This window comes from Deinococcus arboris (assembly GCF_009755355.1).
Taxonomy (GTDB): domain Bacteria; phylum Deinococcota; class Deinococci; order Deinococcales; family Deinococcaceae; genus Deinococcus; species Deinococcus betulae.
Window position 1 is genome coordinate 1 of record NZ_WQLB01000039.1, and the last position, 22,690, is coordinate 22,690.

Annotated in this window: 19 protein-coding genes and 2 tRNA genes; 9 read left to right on the forward strand and 12 right to left on the reverse strand. The window is 69.0% G+C overall.

The window, feature by feature from the left end:
• The first annotated feature begins 193 nt into the window (after positions 1-193).
• Positions 194-796: a toast rack family protein gene (locus tag GO986_RS19770; protein ID WP_157461245.1), complete on the forward strand. Its 603-nt coding sequence runs from the start codon at positions 194-196 to the stop codon at positions 794-796.
• Positions 797-955: 159 nt separating this feature from the next.
• The gene (surE, locus tag GO986_RS19775) at positions 956-1,747 is read left to right on the forward strand and encodes a 5'/3'-nucleotidase SurE (RefSeq protein WP_157461246.1); all 792 of its coding nucleotides are present in this window, start codon (positions 956-958) and stop codon (positions 1,745-1,747) included.
• 222 nt (positions 1,748-1,969) lie between these two features.
• Here surE and GO986_RS19780 read toward each other — a convergent pair whose 3' ends face one another.
• Positions 1,970-3,421, reverse strand: coding sequence for an E3 binding domain-containing protein (locus GO986_RS19780; RefSeq protein WP_157461247.1), 1,452 nt, complete (start codon positions 3,419-3,421; stop codon positions 1,970-1,972).
• Positions 3,422-3,701: 280 nt separating this feature from the next.
• On the opposite strand from GO986_RS19780, the gene GO986_RS19785 reads away from it, so the two are divergent.
• From GO986_RS19785 to csaB, 4 genes are all read left to right on the forward strand, one after another.
• Positions 3,702-4,754, forward strand: a complete 1,053-nt coding sequence (locus GO986_RS19785; RefSeq protein WP_157461248.1) for a Glu/Leu/Phe/Val dehydrogenase family protein — start codon at positions 3,702-3,704, stop codon at positions 4,752-4,754.
• Entirely contained in the window at positions 4,751-5,365 is a 615-nt protein-coding gene (gene udk / locus GO986_RS19790) for a uridine kinase (RefSeq protein ID WP_224576114.1), read from the forward strand. Before GO986_RS19785 ends, udk begins: the two co-directional genes overlap by 4 nt.
• 286 nt (positions 5,366-5,651) lie before the next feature.
• Positions 5,652-7,514 carry a DUF5693 family protein gene (locus tag GO986_RS19795; RefSeq protein WP_439648721.1) on the forward strand — a complete coding sequence of 621 codons (1,863 nt, stop codon included), beginning with the start codon at positions 5,652-5,654 and terminating at the stop codon, positions 7,512-7,514.
• Complete coding sequence (gene csaB / locus GO986_RS19800) at positions 7,511-8,482, forward strand: polysaccharide pyruvyl transferase CsaB (protein WP_157461249.1); 972 nt, start codon at positions 7,511-7,513, stop codon at positions 8,480-8,482. Before GO986_RS19795 ends, csaB begins: the two co-directional genes overlap by 4 nt.
• Before the next feature lie 59 nt (positions 8,483-8,541).
• Here the strand turns inward: csaB and GO986_RS19805 are convergent, their stop codons facing one another.
• The 4 genes from GO986_RS19805 to GO986_RS19820 form a co-directional block, all read right to left on the reverse strand.
• Entirely contained in the window at positions 8,542-9,006 is a 465-nt protein-coding gene (locus GO986_RS19805; RefSeq protein WP_157461250.1) for a PaaI family thioesterase, read from the reverse strand.
• A 243-nt stretch (positions 9,007-9,249) separates the two neighbouring features.
• Entirely contained in the window at positions 9,250-9,822 is a 573-nt protein-coding gene (locus GO986_RS19810; protein ID WP_157461251.1) for a DUF2231 domain-containing protein, read from the reverse strand.
• 82 nt (positions 9,823-9,904) lie between these two features.
• A complete protein-coding gene (locus GO986_RS19815; protein WP_157461252.1) occupies positions 9,905-10,873 on the reverse strand; it encodes a CobW family GTP-binding protein in 969 nt (322 codons plus the stop codon).
• Positions 10,874-10,895: 22 nt separating this feature from the next.
• Positions 10,896-11,225: a hypothetical protein gene (locus tag GO986_RS19820; RefSeq protein ID WP_157461253.1), complete on the reverse strand. Its 330-nt coding sequence runs from the start codon at positions 11,223-11,225 to the stop codon at positions 10,896-10,898.
• A gap of 85 nt (positions 11,226-11,310) precedes the next feature.
• On the opposite strand from GO986_RS19820, the gene GO986_RS19825 reads away from it, so the two are divergent.
• Positions 11,311-13,065 (forward strand): ABC transporter ATP-binding protein, encoded by a 1,755-nt coding sequence (locus GO986_RS19825; RefSeq protein WP_157461254.1) that lies wholly within the window; start codon positions 11,311-11,313, stop codon positions 13,063-13,065.
• Positions 13,066-13,078: 13 nt separating this feature from the next.
• Here GO986_RS19825 and GO986_RS19830 read toward each other — a convergent pair.
• From GO986_RS19830 to GO986_RS19855, 6 genes are all read right to left on the reverse strand, one after another.
• Positions 13,079-13,154, reverse strand: a tRNA-Phe gene (locus GO986_RS19830).
• 5 nt (positions 13,155-13,159) lie between these two features.
• Positions 13,160-13,235 (reverse strand) — tRNA-Asp (locus GO986_RS19835).
• Between the two features lie 201 nt (positions 13,236-13,436).
• Complete coding sequence (locus GO986_RS19840; protein WP_157461255.1) at positions 13,437-14,198, reverse strand: metallophosphoesterase; 762 nt, start codon at positions 14,196-14,198, stop codon at positions 13,437-13,439.
• Positions 14,199-14,429: 231 nt separating this feature from the next.
• Positions 14,430-15,029, reverse strand: a complete 600-nt coding sequence (locus tag GO986_RS19845) for a single-stranded DNA-binding protein (RefSeq protein ID WP_157461256.1) — start codon at positions 15,027-15,029, stop codon at positions 14,430-14,432.
• A gap of 136 nt (positions 15,030-15,165) precedes the next feature.
• Positions 15,166-17,556 carry a penicillin acylase family protein gene (locus GO986_RS19850; RefSeq protein ID WP_157461257.1) on the reverse strand — a complete coding sequence of 797 codons (2,391 nt, stop codon included), beginning with the start codon at positions 17,554-17,556 and terminating at the stop codon, positions 15,166-15,168.
• A gap of 168 nt (positions 17,557-17,724) precedes the next feature.
• Entirely contained in the window at positions 17,725-18,102 is a 378-nt protein-coding gene (locus GO986_RS19855; protein ID WP_157461258.1) for a hypothetical protein, read from the reverse strand.
• Positions 18,103-18,669: 567 nt separating this feature from the next.
• Here GO986_RS19855 and GO986_RS19860 point away from each other — a divergent pair.
• Positions 18,670-19,578: a hypothetical protein gene (locus GO986_RS19860; RefSeq protein ID WP_157461259.1), complete on the forward strand. Its 909-nt coding sequence runs from the start codon at positions 18,670-18,672 to the stop codon at positions 19,576-19,578.
• A gap of 126 nt (positions 19,579-19,704) precedes the next feature.
• On the opposite strand, the gene GO986_RS19865 is transcribed toward GO986_RS19860, so the two are convergent.
• Positions 19,705-21,228, reverse strand: coding sequence for a hypothetical protein (locus GO986_RS19865; protein WP_157461260.1), 1,524 nt, complete (start codon positions 21,226-21,228; stop codon positions 19,705-19,707).
• Positions 21,229-21,540: 312 nt separating this feature from the next.
• Between GO986_RS19865 and GO986_RS19870 the strand changes: the two genes are divergently transcribed.
• Positions 21,541-22,683 (forward strand): MFS transporter, encoded by a 1,143-nt coding sequence (locus tag GO986_RS19870; protein ID WP_157461261.1) that lies wholly within the window; start codon positions 21,541-21,543, stop codon positions 22,681-22,683.
• Positions 22,684-22,690 lie beyond the last annotated feature (7 nt).

Genomic DNA, 22,690 nt, shown 5'->3' on the forward strand with positions numbered 1-22,690 from the left:
TAGTCCGTAGCTGGGTCAAGACAGACTAACCCGTCTGGATCGTCCTTTTGAGGCTGGAAAAGGTTGGGCTTTGGGTGGAGTGGAAAGCCTCTTTATGTCTTCTGCTTGGGGTGCTGCTCATAGAGGCGTCATGCGGCGACTTGAGGATGACCGCAGTTCAGTTCTGCCCTCATCCCCTGTCCTTGGAGGTTTCATGCGCGCTCCCGTGTTGCTCTCGTTTTTTCTGACTGGTCTGGCTGCGGCGCAGACCTACCGCGCCGTGGATGTCACCCTGACCTTTGGCAGCGGCATTTTCACAGCAGCCCTCAGTAATGCGGTGAGTGCAACCCTGGGCAGCCAGAAGCCGACTGTTAAAAACGGGGTGGCGTATGTGGGTGCGCGCCAGACCTCAGGCGCCTGGGACGTGGGCCTGAGTCCCAAACTGCCGCTGGCCCTTAATGTCACCCAGGAATCTGGAAGCCAGGACCTGAACTTGCGCGGCTTGCCCCTGACCCGGCTGAACGTGAAGATGGGATCGGGGCCGGTAGACATTCAGCTTCCAGGAGCGTCTTTGACGGCTCAGGTGCGGCAGGAAAGCGGCAGTCTGGACCTCCATGTGCCCCAGAACACGGGCCTCAAGCTGGTCGTGAACCGCTTTCAATCCGGTGCGCTGACCATGGAGAGGAGGACCCTGGCGGTAGGGGAGAGCCTGAGCGGCACCTATCAGACTTCTAATTACGCCACGGCCAAGCACAAGGTCACGGTGAACCTGATCTGGGGCAGTGGTCCGGTGCAGGTGCATACACCGGGGCAGTAGTTCAAGGCGTTGGGGGGAGGCGGAGGCCTACTCGCCTGAGCATGAGTCTCTGCGCTTTTCGTGGTGCTCTGCCTGAGCTTCAATGGCAGCAGCACACCACTCGCTCTGCTCAGCACAACGTCCTCTGCCGCGACTGAAGCGCCCGCGCTAGGCTGCGGTATGGCAGCACACAAGCGACAGGCAGACCGGCCCACCGTGCTGGTGGCCAACGACGACGGCATTTTCAGCCCCGGCATCAAGGCACTGGGCCTGGCGATGGCGACTTTTGCCGATGTGGTGGTCAGCGCCCCCGATGTTGAGCAGAGTGCGGTTGGCCACGGCATCACTATCCGGCGCCCGCTGCGCTTCAAACACACGGCCGCCGCCGGATTTGGCGAGGTGCCGGCCCACCGGGTAGACGGCACCCCGGCCGACTGCGTGGTGCTGGGCGTACACCTGACTGGCCTGCCGGACCTTGTGGTGAGCGGCATCAACCTGGGGCCCAACCTGGGCGACGACCTGACCCACTCTGGGACGGTGGCCGCCGCCATTGAGGGCATGACGCTGGGGGTGCCGGCTATTGCCTTCAGCCAGCAGGCCACGCCAGGCGGCGAGTACGACTTTGGCCGCAGCGCCGAGTACGCCGCCCGGCTGGCGCAGCAGGTGCTGGCGCGCGGCCTGCCGCCCCGGACGCTGCTGAACGTCAATTTTCCGCACGGTGTTCCCCGGGGTGTGCGCGTAACCCGCGTGGGCGAACACCGCTGGGAAGACGCCATCGTGACGCGTGCTGACCCCGAGGGCCGGGAGTACCACTGGGTTGCCGGCACCAGCCGCGCCGCCGACGCCCACGACGAGGACACCGATTACGGCGCGGTTCAGGCCGGGTTTATCAGCGTGACCCCCGTGCGCATTGACCTGACCGCCCGCGACCTGCTGGCCGAGGTGGCAGGCTACGTTCCTGGCTTGAACTGAGGGTGAAAGGGGAAGAAGAGGTGAGGCAGCTCCTCAATCTTTCTCTATCCCGGTGCAGCAGGCAGGCGTGTGCCCGAGCACTCCCAGAGAGGAGCGGCGGCCTGACCTAAGGGCAAAAGCCATGACCATTCTTTAACGCCAGCAGGTCGGAGGACGTGCCAGGGGAAATTCATAAGAAGGCGGCGGACGTGAGCTTCACGTCCGCCGCCTTCTCGATTTGCTTTACAGCACGAGCAGAATGGGCTGTTCCAGAGTGCCGGCCACCTGCGCCAGGAACTGCGCGGCGCGTGCCGTTTCTACGTCGCCGTTCAGGCTCAGGGTGGCGCGGCCGTTCTCGGTGCGGCCCACGCTGAGGGTCACGGTCTGCGGGTAGTGCAGGTCGTCGAGATCCAGGGCGGCGGCGTCCACGACCAGCAGGTCGGGCGTGCCGTCAAAGTTGGTGTCCAGCGCCGTCATGGCGTCGCGCAGGCTGCCGCTGCCCACGGTGTGCGTGCGGCCCTGTCCGTCCAGTGCCACGCTGCTCAGGCCCAGGGTGTCGGCGTGGCGCTGCGCGGCGCGGGCGACCAGCAGACCCAGCGGCAGCTCCTGCGAGAGCGCGCGGCTGACCTGGTCGCGCAGGTCGTACAGGGCGGCCACGTCTGCGCCCCGGCGCAGGTAGGTGCCGAACCACACGCCGCCAGTGGGGGCCTGAGCGGGTGCAGCTGGGGTCTGAACCGGCACCGGCGCGGCAGGCATGGGGGCAGCGGGCGTGGGGACCACAGCCGGCTCAGGCGGCGCGGCCACTTCCGGCTGAGCCGGCTCGGGCTCGGGTGTGGGTGCCACGGGCTCTGGCTCGGCCACCACGGGTTCCGGGGTGGGCTCGGGCTGCACGGGTTCGGCGGCAGGTTCGGCCTGCGCGGCGACGGGCTCGGGCAGAGGGGTGGGCTCGGACACGGGAGTCGGCTCGGGCTGCGCCACCACTTCTGGCTGCACGGGTTCTGGCTGCACTGGGGTCGGCACCAGCTCGGGTTGGGCCGCCACGGGGGTGGCCACCGGCTCGGGCATGGGGGTGGGCGCGGGGGCCGGCGCCGCTTCGGGCTGGGCCGGCTTCTGGTACAGGCGCGAGAGCAGGCTGCTCAGGCCACCGGCCGGGGCCGCAGGCGCCGCCGGGGGTGGGGTCACGGGCGCCGGGGTGGGCTCGGGCATGGGGGCCGCCGCCGCAGGCATGACCGGCTCGGGGGTAGGGGTCACCACGGGCTCGGGCACAGGGGGAGTCGGCACCGGAGCGGCGGCAACAGGGGCGGGCGCCACTTCGGGCTCGTCGTCCAGCTCGAACTCGGTGTCCTCGTCCAGATTGCTGGGGGCGGGGGTGGCCGGCACCTCGGGGGAAGCGGTGCGGGTCTGCTCCACAAAGGCCGTCAGGTCGGTGTCCACGCCCGCGCGGCTGAGCATGTCGGCGTTCATGCCAGCCTGGTTCAGTATGGCGGCGCTGGGCACTTCCTCGCCGTTCCAGTCGGGCGGCGGCAGGTCCACCGGGGTATCGGGCGGATCTTCCTCGCCGGACATCACACGCGACAGGTAGTTCAGAATGTCCTGTTCGACGATCTGACCGCCGGCTCCGGAGCCTTGAATCCTCTGCCAGTCAATCCCGTTCGCTTCTGCCAGCACCTGGGCAAGCGGCGCAATCCGTTCCATTCAGTTCCCCCTTTGTGCGGCCCATTGTACGGGACGCGGCGACGGGCACGCGGCGCAGGCGCCCCACACGGGCACCAGCACTGGTCGCGCTTCCAACATCAGCATGCCCGTTAGGGTGCCGCCTGGCCTCTGACAGCGTTCTTTCATGCGGCGTTCACCTGGGGCGCAGGCCTGGGGAATCCCGTCCCTGTCGCCTGCGGGGCACGGGTGCTAGGCTGCTTTCTGGTTGGCGCGTCCCCTGCCCCGCAGGCGCCGGGCGCGGCCACAGGAGAAGCCATTTATGCAGATACTTGAAGAGATGGGGTCGCGCGGTCACGAGGCCCTGACGCTGCTTCACCATGCCCCCAGCGGCCTGCGCGCCGCGCTGGCGGTGCATTCGACGGTGCTGGGGCCGGCCATCGCGGGCGTGAGACTGCGCGAGCAGGACGAGGACCTGGCGGTGCGCGGCGCCCTGGCGCTGTCGGAAAGCCTGACCCTGAAAGCGGCCCTGGCAGGCCTGAACTACGGCGGCGGCGCCTGCGTCCTGATGACCCCTGAATGCGGCATGGACGACCCTCACGCCCGCGAGGCCCTGTTCCGGGCGCTGGGCCGCCAGGTCCGCCCCATGGAGTCGCGCGTGGTGCTGACCGAGGACATTGGCGTCAGTCCCGCCGATATCTCGTTTGTGGCGCAGGAAACCGGCTCGACGCTGGGCATGAACACCGACACCAGTTCGGTCACGGGTTACGGCGTCTACCGGGGCATGAAGGCCGCCGCGCGCTTTGCGCTGGGCTCCGAGAGCATGCGCGGCGTGCGCGTGGCGATTCTGGGCGTGGGGGCGGTGGGCCGCACTCTGGCCGCGCACCTGCACCGCGAGGGCGCCCGCCTGACCGTGGCCGATGAGCGCCCTGACCGCGCCGAGGCCCTGGCTGAAGACCTGGAAGGCATCAAGGTGGTGGGCGCCCACGAACTGCTGGACACCCCCTGCGACATTCTGGCGCCGTGCGGCTACGGCCATTCCATCCGCAGCGAGGACGTGCCCCGCTTGCAGTGCCGCCTGATTGCGGGCGGCGAACACCATCCCTTGACCCGCCGGGGCGAGGCGGCGGTCAAAGAGGCGGGCATCGTGTACCTGCCGGATTTCGCTATCAATTCGGCGGGGCTGATTGCCGCCGCCACGGGGCTGGACATGAACCAGGCCGCCGAGCGGGTCTACCAGACGGTGGGGCGCATCACGCAGGCGGCTGAGCAGTACGGCAAGGCTCCCCATGTGGTGGCCCGCCGCATGGCGGAGCGGCGCATTGACCTGATCGGCTCGCTGGGCGCCGGTCAGGGCCGGGGAGGCCGCGCGTGAGCCTGCCCTTTGTGATCGGTGTGGCGGGCGGCTCGGGCAGCGGCAAGACCACCGTGACCCGCCGCGTGATCGAGACGGTGGGCGGCGGCGGCGTGGCGGTGCTGAGCCAGGACAACTATTACCGCAACCAGGACGAGATTCCCTTCGAGACCCGCCTGAAGACCAACTACGACCACCCGGCGGCCTTCGACTGGGCGCTGCTGCGCGAGCATGTGGACGCCCTGCTCTCGGGCGTGCCTATCGCCATGCCGGAATACGACTTTACCCAGCACACCCGCTCGGCGCAGACGACCCCCGTGCTGCCCGCGCCCGTGGTGGTGCTGGAGGGCTTTTTTGCCCTGTACGACGAGGGGCTGCGCGAGCGCATGCACCTCAAGGTCTTTGTGGACGCCGACGCCGACGTGCGGTTTATCCGCCGCCTGCTGCGTGACACCCAGGAGCGGGGCCGCACCCCGCAAAGCGTCATCGAGCAGTACCTGGAATACGTGCGCCCCATGCACCTGAGTTTCGTGGAACCCACCAAGCGCTACGCCGACGTGATTATTCCCCACGGCGGCATGAACGAGCCCGCCCTGGACATGCTCGCCGCGCGCATCCGCACGACGATTTAGGGGTGTGGACAGGAGGAAGTGGGGAGTGGGCAGTAGGAAAAACTCTGGTCCGAGGGGGTTCGCTCACTGCCAACAGTGTCGCCCTTCAGGTCTGTTGAGGTCTGGCGCCGCGCTTCCCCAAAGTTAGGTGGGCTGACCAGATTGCCCAGCCCAGATGTTCTCTCCTCCTGTCCTGCCCCTTTCTTTCGGAGGACGCCTACGCGCAGCCCCGGCGGGCATGCTGACCTGTCATGCCCCCTGTCCGCCTTGCCCCGCCCCCACTTCACCCGCCCTTTAGGATGTGCCTGTGACCCAGCCCGCCCCCACCCGCCCCGACGCTGCGCTGCCTTCCGGCGTGGCCCTGCCGCCCGCCACGCGGCACCCCTGGACGCCCGCGCTGCTGGGCCTCATCCTGCTGTCGCTGATTCCCGCCTTTGTGCTGGCCTTTCAGCGGGTCAGTTACGAGCAGTCGCAGAAGACGGCCGCCCTGGTGATGGACTACCCGGCGGTCACCGCCCAGGCCCGCCGCTTTGGCCTGGAACCGGAAGCCCTGCTGGAGCGGTATCAGCGGCTGGGCGTCAACGGCGTGGCGCTCTACGAGGACGTGGTGGGCAGTCTGGTGCAGCGCGGCGAGATCGTCCTGAAAACCGGCGCCGACCTGCTGGCCGATGTGCCCGGCGCGCCGGTCAAGGCGCAGAACGTCTACCTGCGCTCGGTGAAGCCCGGCGCGGCCGAGGCGCTCCCGGCGCGCTACACCATTCCCACCCGCACTGTGCAGGCGGCGGGGCAAACCTGGGTGGAGTGGCCCACCGATCCCACCTTCCTGCCCACTGGCCCCAACACGGAGCTGCTGGCGCGCCTGAAGGCCAAAGGGCTGACCGTGGTGTACCGGCCCTATGCCGACGACGCCCTGCGCGAACCGGGCGCCGACTGGCCCGACGTGCCATTCATCCTGTTTAACGGCGACGAGGTGATTGGCGCGCGCACCCCCGAACTGCTGAGTAAGATCAACGAGCGGCTGGGCACGCGCCTGCCCGCCCTGATTGAGGCCACGCCCCAGCGCGGCCTGGACACCCTGATTGCCGGGCGCGGCGCGGCGCGCACCTTCAGCGTCAACCCCAGCTGGCAAAACCGCCTGGACCCTCTGACCCTGGCCAGCAAGTACAACCTCGCCGCCCGCGAGCGCTCCATGCGCCTGCTGTACCTGCGCCCCTATCCCACGATTGGCGAAACCGAGGCCCTGCTGGCCCGCACCACCGAATTGCTGGGCCGGTCGGGCGTGCGGATCACCGAGCCCGTGATCGCGCCCTTTCAGGACAACACGGCGCTGCGCCTGCTGAGCCTGGTGGGACCGCTGGCGGCGCTGCTGCTGCTGGGCCTCAGTTTTCCCCTGATGCGGCTGGGGCTGCTGGTGGCGGCGGGGTCGGCGGCGCTGGCCTTCGCCCTGAACAAGCTGGACCCCTTTGCCAGCGCGGCCCTGGTGGCGGCCGTCACCTTCCCGGCGCTGGGGCTGGTGCTGCGGCGCCACCGGGTCACCGACTGGTTTCTGGCGACGGGCCTGAGCCTGGCCGGCGTGCTGTTCGTCTCGGCGCTGGGGGCCAACAAGGACAGTGTGCTGGGTCTGGAACCCTTCCGGGGCGTGGGCCTGACGCTGCTGCTGCCGCTGGTGCTGGTGGGCCTGAGCTTCCTGCCCCGCCAGGACCTGCGGCAGACGGCGCGGGATATCTACAACGCACCTATCAAGTTGGGGGACGTGGTGGTGATGGGCCTGGGCCTGGCCGTGTTTGCGCTGGTGTTCCTGCGCCGGGGCAACACGACCGGGGCCAGCGTCAGTGACACCGAGGCCCGCATCCGTCAGGACCTGCAAGACAGCCTGGTGCGACCACGCTTCAAGGAGCTGGCGGGGCATCCGCTGGCGCTGGTGGGCCTCAGCGGCGTGCTGCCGGGCTACTTCAGCGCGCTGCTGATTCTGGGCGGGGTGGTGGGCCAGGCCAGTATCCTGAACACCTTCTCGCACTTTCACACGCCCCTGCTCATCAGCGCCCAGCGCTGCTTTCTGGGGCTGGCGGCGGGGCTGGCCGCCGGGGTGGTCATCATCTGGCTGGTCAAACAGGCGCTGCGCCTGTGGCAGACCTACGGCGGCCGCCCCCAGCCTGAGGCCCGCGCATGAAAGTCACCGTCAGCGGTTACTACGGCTTTGGCAACACGGGCGACGAGGCGATTGCCCTGGCGATCACCCGCGAACTGCGCAAATACGGGGCGTCGCCCCTGCTGCTCTCCAACACCCCCGAAGAGACGGCCCGCACCTACGGCTGCGAGAGCGAGGCCCGCATGCAGCCGGCAGCGGTGCTGGGGGCGCTGGTGCGGTCGGGGGTGCTGCTCTCGGGCGGCGGCGGCCTCTTGCAGGACAAGACGAGCGCGCGCACGCTGACCTACTACTTGGCGGTGATCCGGCTGGGCAAGCTGCTGCGCCGCCGCGTGGTGGTGTTTAACCAGAGCGTCGGTCCCCTCAGCGCGCAGGGTGGCCGCAAGGTCGCCGCCGCCCTGCGCGGCGTGCAGGTGATTGTGCGCGACCAGGGCAGCGTGGACACCCTGGCGGCCCTGGGCGTTCAGGCCCAGCTGGGCGGCGACCCGGCCCTGCTGCTGCCCCCCACTCCTGGCCTCAGGCGTGACCCCATGCGCGTCATCGTGGCCCCGCGCGGCGACGTGACCGAAGCCACCGAGCGGCTGCGCGACGTGGTGCGCGCCCTGCAAGCAGAGGGCCGCCGCGTGACCGCCCTGAGTTTTATGCCTGACCACGATGACCAAGCCGCCCACAGCCTCGGCGCCGACGAGGTGCTCAGCACCTGTGACCCCCAGGTGGCCCTGGACGCCATTGCGGGCAGCGGCTACGTGGTGGGCGTGCGCCTGCACGCCGTCATTCTGGCGGCGGCCAGCGGCACGCCTTTTTCCGGCATTGCCTATGACCCCAAGGTGCAGGGCTTTTGCACCGACGCCGGGGCGCCCGCCCACGCCGTCGCCCTGGACCCTGGCCGCGTGGCCGACGAGGCCCTGCGCCGGGTGCTGCCCGACCAGGCCGCCATTGAAGACATGCGCCTGCGGGCCGCGCAGAGTTTTAGCCGGGCCCTGGGGAAGTAAGGGTGGGGCCGGAGGACGTGGGCTGCGGGGGTTTCCTCCAGCCCACGTCCTCCGGTCAGCTAGGCCCCCACCGCAATCACGTTGCAGGTGCAGCGCGCCAGGCTGGTCACGCGGCCCCGCTCATCCTTGACTTCAATGGCCCAGACCAGCACGGTGCGCCCCCGGTAGGCCAGGGTGCCCTCGCCAGTGACCCAGCCGCCGGTCACCCCGCGCACATGAGTGCCGTTCAGGTCCACGCCGACGGCCACCTGCCGCGTGGGGTCCAGGTTCATCCACGAGCCGACGCTGGCCAGCTCCTCGGCCAGGGCGAGGTTGGCGCCGCCGTGCAGGCGGCCGGCCGGCTGGCGGTTCCCTTCCACCGGCATTCTGGCCACCACACGCTCGCGGCTGACCTCGGTAAATTCGATGCCCAGGCGCGCTCCCAGTGTGCCCGACAGCGCGTTCATGCGCCCGGCCAGTTCCCCTGGGCTCAGGGTGTCGAGTTCGTGGGGCGTGGGGAACTTCAGGTCGGGGTGCAGGGCCATGCAGCCATGCTAAGGCGGTCACCGTCCATTTGGGGGTGAACGGCGCGAATGCCGGGCGGCGTGGTGGTGATGGCGCGGCGGCGGTGTCCCTTCTGAACCGCAGGCTGTGAGCCGTGGTGTTCTCAGGCAGATTCGGATGAAATCGGATGCAACAACGGTTGCATCCGAGCGGACTTGCAAAGCTGCTCCGCAGAGCGGGCTGACAGACGTGGAGTTGACAAATCGGAACAGACAGAATCCGTCTTAGCCCTGACGGTGCGCCAGCGTTTGGCCCACGCCCAGGCCGTGGCGGTACACCAGTTCGCCGCCCAGAAAGCCGCCTGCGCCGGCCAGCAGCAGTCCAGCCCCCGAGAGCGCTTTCCCCAGGCCGCGCTTCCCTTTCCTGCGCGCCAGCAGCGAGCCCACATTCAGGAAAAAGGCGACTTCGTTCAGGGCGCCGTGAATGAAGCCCGTGCGCCGGGCCTCGCCGCGCGTGTTGGCCCAGTCGGCCCAGCCGGTGGCAATCGAGCCCACAGCGCCCAGGGTGCCCAGCGTCAGGGCCAGGTCGGCAGCGTGGTCATTGCCCCCCGGCGTGCGGGCTGGCAGGTGGTCCAGCGCCGCCGCCACCACCCAGCCGCCCAGCGGCAGATGAATCAGGATGGGGTGAATGGGGTGACCCAGCCACTCGCCGTGCAGGGCGTTCACGACGGCGGGCGGCAGCGTCGTCTCGGCGGCTTTCAGCAGCAGTTGCCACTGGTCGGCCACCGTTTCCAGGGTGTCGTGGTTGCTGAGAAGGTCTTCGGCGGCGTGGGCGGGGGGGGCGTGGCGCTGAAGCATGGGTGAAACCTCCTGGCCCTACCGTCGCACCCGCGCGGCGCCGGCATGTGGGAAGCCGGTTGAGGGGGGTTCATGGCCCGGCTTAGTCGGAAATCAGGTCGGCGGGGTCCGGGGTCAGGCACGCCGCCCACGCCCCTTCAAACTCGGCCCGGTCCAGCCCGCGCCCAATCACCACCAGCTCGGAGGTGCCGTCGCCCTCTTCCCAGGCGTCGGCCGTGAACAGGTCGCGCACCGCCTGAAACAGGATGCGCTGCGGGTAGCCGTGCAGGTCGAGAAACCCCTTGGCCCGCAGCACCTCGGCCGGGCGCGAGAGCAGGTAATCAGTCATGAACCGCTGCCAGGCGTAGGGGTCAAGGGGCCGCGCGGCGCGCAGGGTAAATGACTTCAAACCCGGAGTATGAACCGCCTGTACGTCCACACCGTCCAGCACGCGGGGGTCAAAGTCGTCGCGGGCCAGCAGCGCCGCTGCGTTGACCTGGCCCTGTTCTACCTTCTTGACCTCGGCCAGCGGGTTAATACCGCGCAGCACGCCCTCGGCGTGGGCCAGCAGGTCGGGGTCTGCCAGATCGGTTTTGTTCAGCACCACCACATTCGCGTAGGCCAGCTGCCGCGCGGCTTCGGGGTGGTCGCGCAGGGTCTGCAGGGCGTGGCGGGCGTCCACCACCGCCACCAGCGTGGTGACGCGAAAGGCCGCACGCACCGAGCGCTCCAGCAGTGTCGTCAGAACCGGGGTGGGGTCGGCCACACCCGAGAGTTCAACGATCACGGCGTCTGGTTTGTGCTCGCGCATGGCGATGGTCACCAGCGCGCGCAGCAGGTCGTCGCGCCCCGTGCAGCACAGGCAGCCGGCCGTCAGCTCGGTCACGTCGTCCTGAAGGCGCTCAATCAGGCTGCCGTCCACGCCCGCCGCGCCAAATTCGTTGACAATCACGCCCAGGCGGTGCGGCAGGCTGCGAATCAGGTGGTTGACCAGCGTGGTCTTGCCGGCCCCCAGAAAGCCGCCCACCACCACGACAGGAATGCGTTCATCGGGGTGGGTCTGGGTGGTCATGGGTTCAGGATAGGGGAGAGGCTCAGCGGTGAATGGTCACGGCGGTCAGCAGCTTGCACACCCCAACAATCACCACCAGCCACCACAGGACGGCCTCGTCGCGCTGCAGTGTCCCAGCCACGTCCAGATAGCGCTGCCGGGCACGGTAAGCGGTGATCAAACCAAGAGGCACCAGAATGAGGGCTAAGGCATCGACCTTCCAGCCATCCAGTGTCGGCTCGCGGCCTGTGGCCTCAAAACGGGTTTCGTGTCCAAACGTCAGATGAGCAAAAAAGGGCACGACGACGAGGAGAAGGCCGGTCCAGAGCGCCCGGCGCAGCACAGGGATGGCCGTCAATGTAGGATCAGACACGTTGTAGTGTAGCTGACTGGAAGCCCAGCTTGAGAAGGTGGCGTTGCGCCGGTCTGCACACCTGCTTTCCTCTAGCCTGCCCCCCATGCCCACGCCGTCTCCTTCTGTCCTGCGCCGCCTGTACGGGCTGCTGACGCCCTACCGCCGCACGGTGGGCGCGGGCCTGCTGCTCCTGCTGGGCAGCGTGGCCGCCGAACTGTACCCGCCGCTGGTCTGGATCCGCGTGGTGGATCAGGGCCTGCCAGCGGGGGACTGGGTATTGATCGGGTGGCAGCTGGCGCTGCTGGTGGCGGTGTTCGCGCTGCAACAGGTTCTGTCGGCCTGGCGCGGCCTGCTGCTGGAGCGTGCCGGGCAGCAGTTCATGCTGGACGTGCGCCTGGCGCTTTACCGCAAAGTTCAGGGTCAGTCGGCGGCTTACTTTGAAGCCCAGCGCACGGGCGATCTGCTGGCCCGCCTCACCGGGGACGTGGACGCCCTGGGGGACGTGCTGGTGCGCGGCACGGACGCGGTGCTGGCCAACGCCCTGCGCCTGGTGGGGGTGGTGGGGATTTTTATTGCGCTGCAGCCGCTGCTGGGCGTCCTGACGACGCTGCCCATGCTGGCGGTAGGCCTCATGCTGTGGCGCTACGGCCGCACAGTGCAGCCGGCCTACCGCGCCGCCCGCGCCCGCCTGGGGGACCTGAGTGCTTTGATGAACGACCGCCTGGGTGGCATGCGCGTGGTGCAGGGCTTTGCGCGCGAGGGCGCCGAAACCGCGCGCATTGAGGCCCTGGGCCGCGCCCTATACACCGAACAGGTCAAGGCCGTGCGGCTGCGTAACCGCGCCTTTCCGCGCGCCCGCTTTGTGGGCAACCTGGGCAACGTCATCATGCTGGGCGGCGGCGCGTGGCTGATTCTGGCGGGGCAATTCACGCTGGGCGGCCTGCTGGCTTACCGGGGTTACGGGCGCTATTTCTACGGCCCTATTGACGATCTCGTGAACATTGGCGACCTGTTGCAGCGGGCGGTGGCCAGTGGGGGCCGCGTCTTCGAGGTGCTGGATGCCCCGGTGGCGGTGCAGGAGCGCCCAGACGCTCTGCCTTTGCCTGAGCCGGCGCGCGGCGAGGTGCGCTTTGAGGGAGTCACCTTTGGCTACGACCCGGCCCGCCCGGTGCTGCGCGGCGTCAGCCTACACATTCCCGCCGGTCAGCGCGTGGCCCTGCTGGGCGAGTCCGGCGCCGGCAAAAGCACGCTGCTGGGCCTGCTGACCCGCACCCACGATCCGCAGGCCGGCCGCGTCACGCTGGACGGCGTGGACGTGCGCCAGCTGACGCTGGGCAGCCTGCGCACCCACGCCGCCCTGATGGCCCAGGACACCTTTCTGTTTCACGACACTGTGGGCAATAACGTGCGCTACGCCCGCCCAGAGGCCACCGACGAAGAGGTTCAGGCTGCTTTGGAGGCGGCCCACGCCCAGAAGTTTGTGGAGGCGCTGCCTGAAGGGCTGGAGACGGTGGTTGGAGAGCGTGGGGTGCGGCTCTCGGGTGGGCAGCGCCAGCGCCTCTCGATTGCCCGCACGCTGCTGGCCCGGCCCACCGTCCTGCTGCTGGATGAACCCACCAGCGCCGTGGACGCCGAGAGCGAGGCGCAGGTGGTGGCAGCCCTGAACGAACTGATGCGCGGCCGCACCGCCCTGATGGTCACCCACCGCCTGAGTCTGGCCCGCACGGCCGACCGCGTGGTGGTGCTGCGCGGCGGCGTGGTGGTTGAGGACGGCCCGCCGGAGGTGCTGCGCCGTCAGGGCGGGGCGTACGCAGCGCTGGAACGCGCGATGGGGGAAACAGAAAAAACCCCCGCGTAAGCGGGGGCGTTCTTGGTGGCCAGGGCCGGACTTGAACCGGCGACCCAACGATTTTCAGTCGTTTGCTCTACCAGCTGAGCTACCTAGCCTTCCTTGGCGGTCCGGACGGGATTTGAACCCGCGACCTTCTGCGTGACAGGCAGATATGCTAACCGCTACACTACCGGACCAAACGCTTTGGAAGAAGCTGCAAAAAGCAGCGGGGTTAAGGATAACGGCGGCCTGCGGCCTTGTCAACCGCGCCACACTTGCGGCGCGCTGGGCTCAAATGAATCGTTGCTCTGACCTGCTCAGGCGGGCGGGGTCAGCCGGTGCGGAGCGCTTCTCCAGGCTCACGCACTCACGCTTCAAGAAGGCGCCGCTTCGTCTGTTCAGAACGGGGCGGCGCGCACGCTCTGCACCGGATGTTCCTGGGCCGAGTCCAGCATCAGTTCCAGGTATTCGCGCTTATGCAGGGCGTCAATCATGGCAAAGGGGTGATCTTCGGGCAGCAGAATGCCGCCTTCCATCTGGGTGTGGCCGTAGACGCCGAACTCCAGCCCGGCCATCTTCACGTACTCGGGCGACTCCCGGTACCAGCGCTTGGAACTGTGGTCGGCGTAGAACAGGTCGTCGTAATAGGCGTGGGCGGGCAGCGGCGACACGTGGGCAAACTGCACGCCGCCTACCCGGATTTCGCGCGGGAAGGTGCGCATCCAGGCGGCCAGGTGGTCAGGCAGGTGCAGGCCGCCGTGTGCCGGGTCAAACTCAGCGTGAATCAGGCCGCCGCTGGTGCCCAGCATGTAGCTGGTGTTCAGCACGGCGTCGTCGTGGTTGCCCAGAATGATGTGAATGGCGTGCGGCGCCGCCGCCTGATAGGCCTTGAGGCGCTCAAGGTGCTTGACCTGTTCACGGGCCGCCAGGAACAGGTGGTCGGGGTCTTTGGGGTCAAAGCGCGGCAGGCCGGTCAGGCGGCTGTATTCCCGCTCGTTTTTGGGGTGAACGAGGTCACCGATCAGGATGACCTGATACAGCCCGGCCTGCACGGGCGGCGTGGGTTGCCCTGCACCATCGGCACAGCTGGCGGCCCGCAGCGCCGACCAGAGCGTGTCGAAATCGGCGTGAACGTCACCGAAAGCCAGGAACTTCCGCATTGGCCCCAGCATAGCGGGTGACGGCGGGCGCCCCACCAGGCCGTCTGGGGGTGCCCGCCTGTGGGCCGAGGGGGGCTCATACGGATGCCGCGATACAGAGGCGCAGACGGTGCCCTTTCGGCTATGCCGTCATGTAGCGGCATCCATTCCTTCTCCTGCGCAGCTTTGCAAGTCCGCTCGGCTGTCATCAAGCCTTCTGCTCGGTTCAATCGGAGGCCGTATCAGGCGCCTCTAGCCTTTGAGCAGCGTCTGCAGTTCCTTGTAGATGGCGCGGCTTTCGTCCAGGGTCTCGCCGTACCCGCGCATCAGGATGCGGGCGGCATCCCCGCCCCGGCCCGCCACCTTCAGCTGCTCCAGCAAGTCTTCAATGTGGCGCCGGGCCTTGTCCATCTGGGGATCTCGCGGCGGCTCTTTGGGCAAGGGGCGGCTGGCCGGCGCCTGGGGCGCGGGGGTCTCGGCTTCCAGTTCGGCGGTGTTGGCCCCGTCTTCGGGGTCGTATTCCACCCACACCGCCTCGCTGCTGGGCTGCACGCCGTAGCTGCGGGCCAGGTCGGCCAGGGCGGCCAATTTGGCATCGGCCAGGGTGTGCCCGGTGGCCAGGCCTTCGCGGGTGGCGCCCAGCACGCCCAGGCGGGCGCGCACGATGGGCGGCGTCACATGGTCGCAGGCCCAGGTCAGGCTCCAGCCGGGGTCAATGGCGTCCAGCTGCGCCGACAGCACAGCCAGGTCGGGGGTCAGGGTCACGCGCGCCTGGTCGCCGCGCACACTCAGGGTGGCCCAGGCGGTCATGCTGGCGCGCAGCGCGTCGCGCACGCGGGAAGGTTCAGCCATGTCCGGCAGTCTACTGAGTTCAGGCCCTTGCGGCGGAAACGGAGCCATTGCGGTGGCCTTTCGGAAATGCGAACTGTGAGCCTGGGTGTCCTGTGCTCGCGCCCCGCCCAGTTGGTCCGGGGTGAACGCGGCCCTCTCAGGGTGTGCTTGACCCCGCTGTGGGCCGCAGCGTCAGGGTGCGCGCTTGGCCCCAGTCCTGCGGGCGGGTGCTCATGGGCAGGTACTCACCGGCAATCCAGCGCTTCATCTGGTCGTCGGCGTGCGGGGCCAGCGGACTGCCCGCCTGCCCCAGGCTGCCGATATACAGGCTGCGGTCAGGGTCACTCAGGTCCACAATCTGGCGGTAGCTGGGGCCGTGCGTCTGGCGGAAGGTGCCGTGCTCGGGGCGCGCCACATTCACGGTGTTCGTGCCGCCGGGGGTCGGCGCCGAGTGGTTAAACAGCCAGGCCAGGGCGCTCACCTTGCCAAAGGCGCGGTGGTTGCTGGCCACCTGATGCAGCCGGCCGTAGGTCCAGCGGGTCATATCCGGCCCCAGGCGCTCCCGCAGGTCGGTCAGGGCCACTGTCAGGGTGCGGGTCAGCAGAGAAGCGCAGTCGCCCTGACCCTGCACGGCGCACAGCTCGCCGTCTCCACGCAACTGATTCAGGACCGAGAGGCTGTTCATGACGGTCTCGTCGTTCAGTTCGTCGCGGGCCATCTCGCGCAGCCCCATCATCCAGGCTTCAAACAGCAGGCTGGGCACACTTTCTACCGTTTGCTGGCCGTCCCAGCCGCGCAGCGCTTCAAGGGCGCGCCGGGCCTCGTCGTCCGCAGGGCGCGCGGCCAGCAGCAGCGGCCTGAAGTCCGGCCACATGGGGCTGAGCGTGTCGGTCTGGGTGGCCTGCACATCGGCCACACTGAGTTTGGGTTTAGCCTCCAGCAGAGCAGTGATGCGCGCGGCGCGGTACGGCTCGGACCAGTTGCGGGCGTTGCCCAGGGCGTAGGGGTAGCCCGGCGGGGTCACCTGGTTGTTGGCGGTGACCACCAGATTGTCTTTGGGGTTGTATACATGCGGCAGCTGCTCGAAAGGAATGAAGCCCTGCCACTCGCGCGAGCCGTCTCCGCTGACCGGCAAGCTGCCGTCCCAGCCCCGGCGGATGGGCACGCGGCCTGGGGCGTAATACCCGGTGTTGCCGTCCACATCGGCGTAGACAAAGCTCTGGCTGGGCGCCACGTACCGGGACAGCGCGCGGGTAAAGTCCGGCCAGTTCTGCGCGTAATTGAGGCCCAGAAAGGCGTCCATCGTGGTGTCGCCTGCCGCCAGCGCCGTCCACTTCAGGGCCACGCGCGGCCCCAGGCCCTCGGCGCCGGCGCCGCTGACCACCGGGCCGTGGGCACTCTCGCGCACCATCAGGGTCACGTCCGGCTGGCCCTTGACCCGAATGACCTCGGTGCGGGTGCGGAAAGTCGCGTCTTCGGGTTCCAGGTACAGGTCCTGCACGTCGGGGTTCACGTTGGTCACGCCCCAGGCCACCCGCTCGTTGCGCCCAATCACGATGGCGGGCAGGCCCGGAATGCTGGCCCCGATGGCGTTGAGCCCACCGCCCTGAAGGTCGGCCAGATACCACAGCATCGGGGCAGTCAGGGCCAGGTGAGGGTCGTCGGCCAGGATGGGCTTGCCGCTCTCGGTGCGCGCACCCCCCACTACCCAGTCGTTGCTGCCCTTGCCCGGCACGGCCTGCAGGCCCAGCGCGCGTGCGGCGGCCAGGTGGGCCCGTAACTCGGCCAGCGCGCCCGGCGGCACCGCCTGGGAGGGAAGACGGCTCGCTGGCTGGGCGGCCTGCAGCGGCAGTTCATCGGCGCTGAGGATGGTCGGCGCCCCGGCCGGGTACGGGGCCATCACCGCGTCCAGGCCGCCCTCGCCCAGCCGCTCCACCACCCGCGTGCCCAGCACCTCTTCTTCGTAGTTGCCGCCCAGGTCAAAGGCCATCAGCTTGCTCCACGACAGGCTGTCCACCTCCTGCCAGGGCTCCGGGCGGTAGCCCAGAATCCGGAACTCCGGGGCCACCTTGCCCTGGGCCTGCGCCGCATTGACCCCTGCCGTGTAGGCGCGGATCAGGCGGCGGGTGCGGTCTTCCAGGGCCGGCAGGGCCGACAGGGCCGCGCGCTGAAAGCCCCAGGTGCGCAGGAAGCGGTCCTGGCCCAGTGCGGCTTCGCCCAGAACCTCCGAGAGGCGGCCCTGGGCCACCCGGCGCTGAAAATCCATCTGCCAGGCGCGGTCCTGCCAGTGCACGAAGCCCAGCGCAAACACCGCGTCCTCATCGGTCTGCGCGCGAATGTGCGGCACGCCCCAGGCGTCGCGCGTGACCTGCACGCTCTGGCCCAGCCCGGCGGCCGTCAGGGCGCCCGCCGTGCGCGGCTCTGAAGTCAGGCGCAGCCAGCTGTAGCCGCCCGCTCCGGCGGCCCCCAGCACCAACGCGGTCCCCAGCAGCCCGGTGGCCACCCGGCGGCCCCACCCCCCACGCCTCTTGCCCTGTGTGGTCTTCATGTGATGTCCGCCCAGCATAGCGGATGGGGCCGTCTACCGCGTACTTGGCGGCAAAGGTAACGGCGGCAAAGAGCCGCTCTGTACTTCAGGCTGAACCGTCTGCATTTGGCCCAAGTCAGTGTGCCCGGCGTTCCTGAACTGGACGCCAGGCACACCGAAGGACCGACCTTAAAACTCTTCTTCGATCAGGGCGGTGTTGGCCTCCACACAGCGCTCGTGCAGAGGCAGGCGCTCGGCCAGCATTAGCAGGGCGTGGGCGTCGGTGTGCGACAGCCCCGAGCGGAAGGCCGCCGCCACTGGCGTGGTCAGGCAGGGCTGCGGCTCGGGCAGGGTGCAGTCCAGCACACAGAATTCAAAGGCGGTGTCGTCGGGGCGCGACATCTGCCGGGTCACGGCGGCGCCGTAGCCGTTGGCAAAGCGGAACACCAGCAGTTCGGCGCCGGGAAGGGTGTGGCGCTCAGGCAGCGCGGTGACCTGGGGAAAGTTGGCCACCGGCACAAACAGCAGCGGATTGACGGTAAAGCCCGTCTGGTCATGCAGCGTCATGAATCAGAAGCCTCCTTTCAGAAGCGAAAAGCGCAGTGCGCCGTTCCTTGTACGCCACGCAATCTTGCGCGCTGGACCTGACATGCCCCTTACGGCAGCTGACTTCAAGGTCACCAAGACAGGTGGATCAAGGAATGGGCCACAGTGGAGGCCATAGAGAATAGGTTGGATGTAGGGAGAAATGCCGCCTGGGACGCTGGCGATGGCAGCCCCGGTCAACCGCTCCATGAGATTCAGCCCTCATGCAGCAGGGTCAGAGGTCCACCCACACGGCCCCGCGCGGTGAGAATTTGCCTCATCCTCTAGCCCCGGCCCTGAGTTAACGGCAGAAGAGAGCCCCGCTCCTGCTCGGCCTTTTGACCGTGCCCAGATGAAGCCGCTGTGACGTGGCCCTGAGCCCGGTGAGCCGGCGCTGGCGCCGCCCTGAGAAAAGGCCAGGTGTCCCCTTGAGCCTGCCCGCAGAGAAAGCGCAGGTCGCGGCGGCAGGGTGAAAGGCAGGAACAGGCGCCGCGCCGCCGTTCACTTTTTCTCAGGGTGCCCGACGCGGCCCCGCCCCAGAGGTGTGACATGCGAACCTTCCCTTCTTCTGCCCGCTCGGTTCTGGCCCTGCTCACCCTGAGCCTGCTCGCTGGCCCGACCCTGGCCCAGAGTGCCCAACCTGTGGTGCCTAACCTGAATCTCCCGGCGACCCAGACCACCCCCGCACCGCCAGCACAGACGGCACCTGTGCAGACACCTGCCGACCCGGCGACCACTGAGCCGGCTGAACCAGCCACCGAGCCGGCCCCCGCCACAGACACGGCGCCTGCAACCGAGGCGGCGCCCACCACTGCCCCAGCCGAGGCCACACCTGCTGAAGCCGAAGCTGCCCCGGAGAGCAGCGCTCCCGCCAGCTTGCCTGCCGTGGGCAGCGTAAAGGTCCCGGTACTGAGCGGCGAGGAAGTGCTGAAAACCGTGCCCACCGTGCTGGGTGAGGCGCTGATTTACGCGGCGGGGACTGAGGACGCCCTGACCCGCACCGCCGAAGCGCTGGCGGCCGAAGGGTACACGCCTGCGCAGAACGAGTCGGCAGGCACCGGAACCACCGCAACCGCCCTGCGCCTTCAGAAAGATGACCAGACCTACGAGCTGAGCACCAGAACCCAGTTTGGGCTGACCGTCGTGGCCCTGTCGCGCGTGATGGACACTGCTGCCGGGACGGCCGCAGCCGCAGAAGAAACGGCCCCGGCTGAAGACACCGCCGCCGAGGACGCCCCAGCGTCTGCTGAAGACCCAGCCACTGAATCTGAGACGCCGGCCACCGACACCTCTGAGACCGGGGAGCCCGCCACGGACTCTGAAGACTCAGCCACCGAGTCCACAGACCCAGCGGCGCCTGAAACGGCCCCGGACGGCACTGTCGCGCCTGATCCGGCGGCCCCTGACCCCGCCACACCGGGCACCCAGGCCCCAGTCACGCCGCCCTCACAGCCGTAAAACCACCCTCACGCTGATCTTCAGGTCTGCCGGCCCCCACCGGCAGGCCTTTTTCTGGCCGCCGGGTTATGGCCCTGCCCAGCAGCCCCCGCCGCGTAGTGGGCAGGGGCTGATGGCTGTGTTCTTTTATGGCTTGGCCACGTTCTGGGCACGGTCGTGCAGGTACACCTCCAGGTTGGTGTAGCCGGCGCGCCCCAGTCGGGCCAGTGACAGGGTGGTGGTGTTGCCGTCCGCCGCCACCGCCGGATTCAGGCTATTGGCGCGCTCCCAGCTGTCAGGCATGCCGTCGCCGTCGGTGTCGGCCGGCGCTGGGGGCGGCGCCGTGAAATCCAGTCGCAGCGCGTCGCCCGCCGGGTTGGTGTCCTGGGGCGCTGGGTCAAACGTTCGTGCCGCCACGTGGGCCATCAGGCGGCGGTCCATCGGGTCGCGGGGCAGCGCGCCCACGTCGCGTGCCAGGAGGGTCAGCAACTCGTCTGCCGGGTGGTAGGTGATGGCCGGAAAGGGGTGCCGGGCCGGGGCGGCAAAGGGGGGCGGCGTCTGGGCAAAGGGCAGGCCTCCCGTCTGTGCCGCCTCGGCAAAGTCGTTGCAGCAGTACACCAGCCCAAAGTCGCGCTGTGCGGGAAACAGGTTGACCTGGTTGCCGGACAGAAACAGCCGGGTGGGCGTGCTGGCTGGCAGGTAGCCTTCCTCGGGAAGCCCCGCTCCTTCCAGTGTGAACATGCCGTGATTAAAGCGGCTGGGCTGCGCGTAAAAGAGGTTGCCCACCGCGTTCAGGCGGTAGTACAGCGGCTGCGAAGCGTAGCCTCCGGCCTCGGCATTCACCCGCGCGGTCTGACTGAGGCTGACCGGGCGGCTGGGGTCGTACATCACGTTGTTGGACAGCTCGTAGTCGGCTGCTGTGCCGCTGGCACTGGGGTTCTCGCGGCTGAACTCGGGCAAGCGGCCCACGATACGGTTCCAGAGGTTGTGGTGAAGAGACAGGCGGGTCAGGGGAAAGCCGCGCCCGGGGTCCGTGTAATTGAGCAGCATCCCGCCAAATTCGGCGTGGTCACCCACCGTCTCGGCAAACAGGCTGCGCTGCACCGTGATGTCGCTGGAAAAGGAGATCTGCACGGCCTCGTCCGAGGCGTTGCCCACCGATACGTGGTCAATGATGCCCAGTTTGGCGCGGTGCAGGCGCAGGCCGTCGTCCCCTATCCCGGCGGGGCGCAGGCGCAGATGACGCACGATGAAGTTGCGCGGTGTGACCGGAGGCAGTGGGCAGCCGTCGGCCTCACACACCGTCTCGCCTTCAATCAGCAGGCCGCGCAGGATGACCCCGCCCGGCGAGGTCTGCCCGGCCACCGTCACGTCGGGCTGCGTCAGCACCGGCACGCCCTGAATCACGCCGCTGACCCGGAAGACGATGGTGCGCGGTCCCTTCTGGTCCAGCGCCGCTTGCAGCGACCCCGGCCCCGACGCCGCCAGGGTGGTCACAGCCAGCACGCGCCCGCCCCGCCCGCCGCTGGCGCCGGCCCCGAACCCCTCGGCCCCCGGAAAGGCGGGCAGGGCGGCCTGGCTCTGACGGGCCAGCGCGGCGCCTGCGGGGTGCCCCGGCAGCGCCGACGCCGTGAGCAGCGCGAGCATTCCGAACAGCCGTCCTCTGTGCATGCTGGGCCTCCCCTCGTGGTCCGAACTGCTCCGGAGCATAGGGGGCGCGGCCTTGCAGAAGTCTGAAAAGCGGAAATGGACAAGGGTGAGGCGGAGCGTCAAGGCACGCCGAACGGGCCCACGAATCTAGGAAGGCTGGCCCCGTCTGCAGAACTGGTGCACAACGGGATGGGCAGTCACCTCCTGCTCGCTTTGAAGAGGCTTGTGTTTACAGGCTGGCGGCGGCACGCCCCAGGCCTGAAGAGCTTTGCCGCTGGTCCCCCCAGTTCCTGTGGCGTTTTTCCTTCACCTTCCCCGGATACAATCGGCGCGATGCTCTGGCAGCGGCCCCTGACCATGCTGCGGCTGCTGGCCCTGCTCGCCCTGAGCGAAACGGTGCGCGCCGCGTTTTTTGTGGCGGCGCTGCCCATTGGCGGGCCCGCACTGGGCCTGAGCGCCGCCGTGATTGGCGTGATGGCCGGCGCACACTACCTGGCCGACGCCCTGATGCGTGGCCCGGCCGGCGCGCTGGTGGCGCGCGCCGGCCTGGGGCCAACCCTGCTGGCAGGCAGTCTGCTGGGCCTGCTGACCCTGTGGCTGACCCGCACCCTGCCGTCGCCCCTGGGGGGGGTGCTGGCCTGCGCCGTGTGGGGGGCCGGCAGCGCGGCGCTGTGGCCCGCCGTCATGAGCGCCTCGCAGGCGCTGGCCCGGCCAGAGCGCACCGCCCGCGCCCTGACCGTGACCAACCTGACCGCTGTGCCCGCCGTGCTGGTCGGCGCCCTGGCAGCTGGCCCCCTCATGCAGGGCTGGCCAGGGGCCGTCTGGACGGGGCTGCTGCTCCTTCAGGGTGCGGCGGCGGCGCTGGCCCTGAGCCTGTGGCGCACCTCCCTCCCGCTGCGGACCGCGCCTGCCCCCTGGCGAGAGTGGCGGGGCGTGGCGGCGCTGCTGCCCACGGCCTTTGTGCAGACATTGGCGCCGGGCCTGCTGGTCACGACCCTGTATCCCATGCTGAGTTTTCTGGGCCTGCGCCTGGGAGACCTGCTGCTGCCGGGCGCGCTGACCGGCGTGCTAATCGGCGTCAGCGCTGCGTGGTTGGGTCGCCACGCCGACCGCGACCACCCAGGGCGGGCCCTCTTGCCAGGCCTGGCCCTGCTCAGCGCCGGGTTTTTCCTGGCGGCGCTGACGGGCGCCCAGTTTCTCTGGCTGCTGGCGGCGGTGGCGGGCGTGGGTTTCGGCGCCTTTCTGACCGGCTGGAACGGTCTGGTGGCGCGCACCCTGCCGCAGGGCCAGCGCGCCGCCGCCTGGGGGGCCGTCATGACCGCCGAGGCGCTGGGCGCGGCCGCCGGTCCCATGCTGGGCGGCGCGGCCTGGCAGGTCTGGGGCGTGGGCGGCGTCTTCGCGCTGGGGGGCGCGGCCTTTGCTGGGGCGCTGCTGTACGCGGTTCGCCGCCCAGCGGGCAAAGTTGCAGCGTCCTGAGCGAGAG

What these genes read in the sequence shown, in the direction of transcription:
- GO986_RS19805 (WP_157461250.1), bottom strand. Translation starts at nt 9,006, where the DNA reads ATGGCCCTGCACCCCGACCTGAAGTTCCCCACGCCCCACGAACTCGAC.
- GO986_RS19845 (WP_157461256.1), bottom strand. Translation starts at nt 15,029, where the DNA reads ATGGCTGAACCTTCCCGCGTGCGCGACGCGCTGCGCGCCAGCATGACC.
- GO986_RS19860 (WP_157461259.1), top strand. Translation starts at nt 18,670, where the DNA reads ATGCGAACCTTCCCTTCTTCTGCCCGCTCGGTTCTGGCCCTGCTCACC.
- GO986_RS19785 (WP_157461248.1), top strand. Translation starts at nt 3,702, where the DNA reads ATGCAGATACTTGAAGAGATGGGGTCGCGCGGTCACGAGGCCCTGACG.
- GO986_RS19770 (WP_157461245.1), top strand. Translation starts at nt 194, where the DNA reads ATGCGCGCTCCCGTGTTGCTCTCGTTTTTTCTGACTGGTCTGGCTGCG.
- GO986_RS19870 (WP_157461261.1), top strand. Translation starts at nt 21,541, where the DNA reads ATGCTCTGGCAGCGGCCCCTGACCATGCTGCGGCTGCTGGCCCTGCTC.
- csaB (WP_157461249.1), top strand. Translation starts at nt 7,511, where the DNA reads ATGAAAGTCACCGTCAGCGGTTACTACGGCTTTGGCAACACGGGCGAC.
- GO986_RS19815 (WP_157461252.1), bottom strand. Translation starts at nt 10,873, where the DNA reads ATGACCACCCAGACCCACCCCGATGAACGCATTCCTGTCGTGGTGGTG.
- GO986_RS19865 (WP_157461260.1), bottom strand. Translation starts at nt 21,228, where the DNA reads ATGCACAGAGGACGGCTGTTCGGAATGCTCGCGCTGCTCACGGCGTCG.
- GO986_RS19780 (WP_157461247.1), bottom strand. Translation starts at nt 3,421, where the DNA reads ATGGAACGGATTGCGCCGCTTGCCCAGGTGCTGGCAGAAGCGAACGGG.
- GO986_RS19855 (WP_157461258.1), bottom strand. Translation starts at nt 18,102, where the DNA reads ATGACGCTGCATGACCAGACGGGCTTTACCGTCAATCCGCTGCTGTTT.
- GO986_RS19825 (WP_157461254.1), top strand. Translation starts at nt 11,311, where the DNA reads ATGCCCACGCCGTCTCCTTCTGTCCTGCGCCGCCTGTACGGGCTGCTG.
- GO986_RS19840 (WP_157461255.1), bottom strand. Translation starts at nt 14,198, where the DNA reads ATGCGGAAGTTCCTGGCTTTCGGTGACGTTCACGCCGATTTCGACACG.
- GO986_RS19810 (WP_157461251.1), bottom strand. Translation starts at nt 9,822, where the DNA reads ATGCTTCAGCGCCACGCCCCCCCCGCCCACGCCGCCGAAGACCTTCTC.
- GO986_RS19850 (WP_157461257.1), bottom strand. Translation starts at nt 17,556, where the DNA reads ATGAAGACCACACAGGGCAAGAGGCGTGGGGGGTGGGGCCGCCGGGTG.
- surE (WP_157461246.1), top strand. Translation starts at nt 956, where the DNA reads ATGGCAGCACACAAGCGACAGGCAGACCGGCCCACCGTGCTGGTGGCC.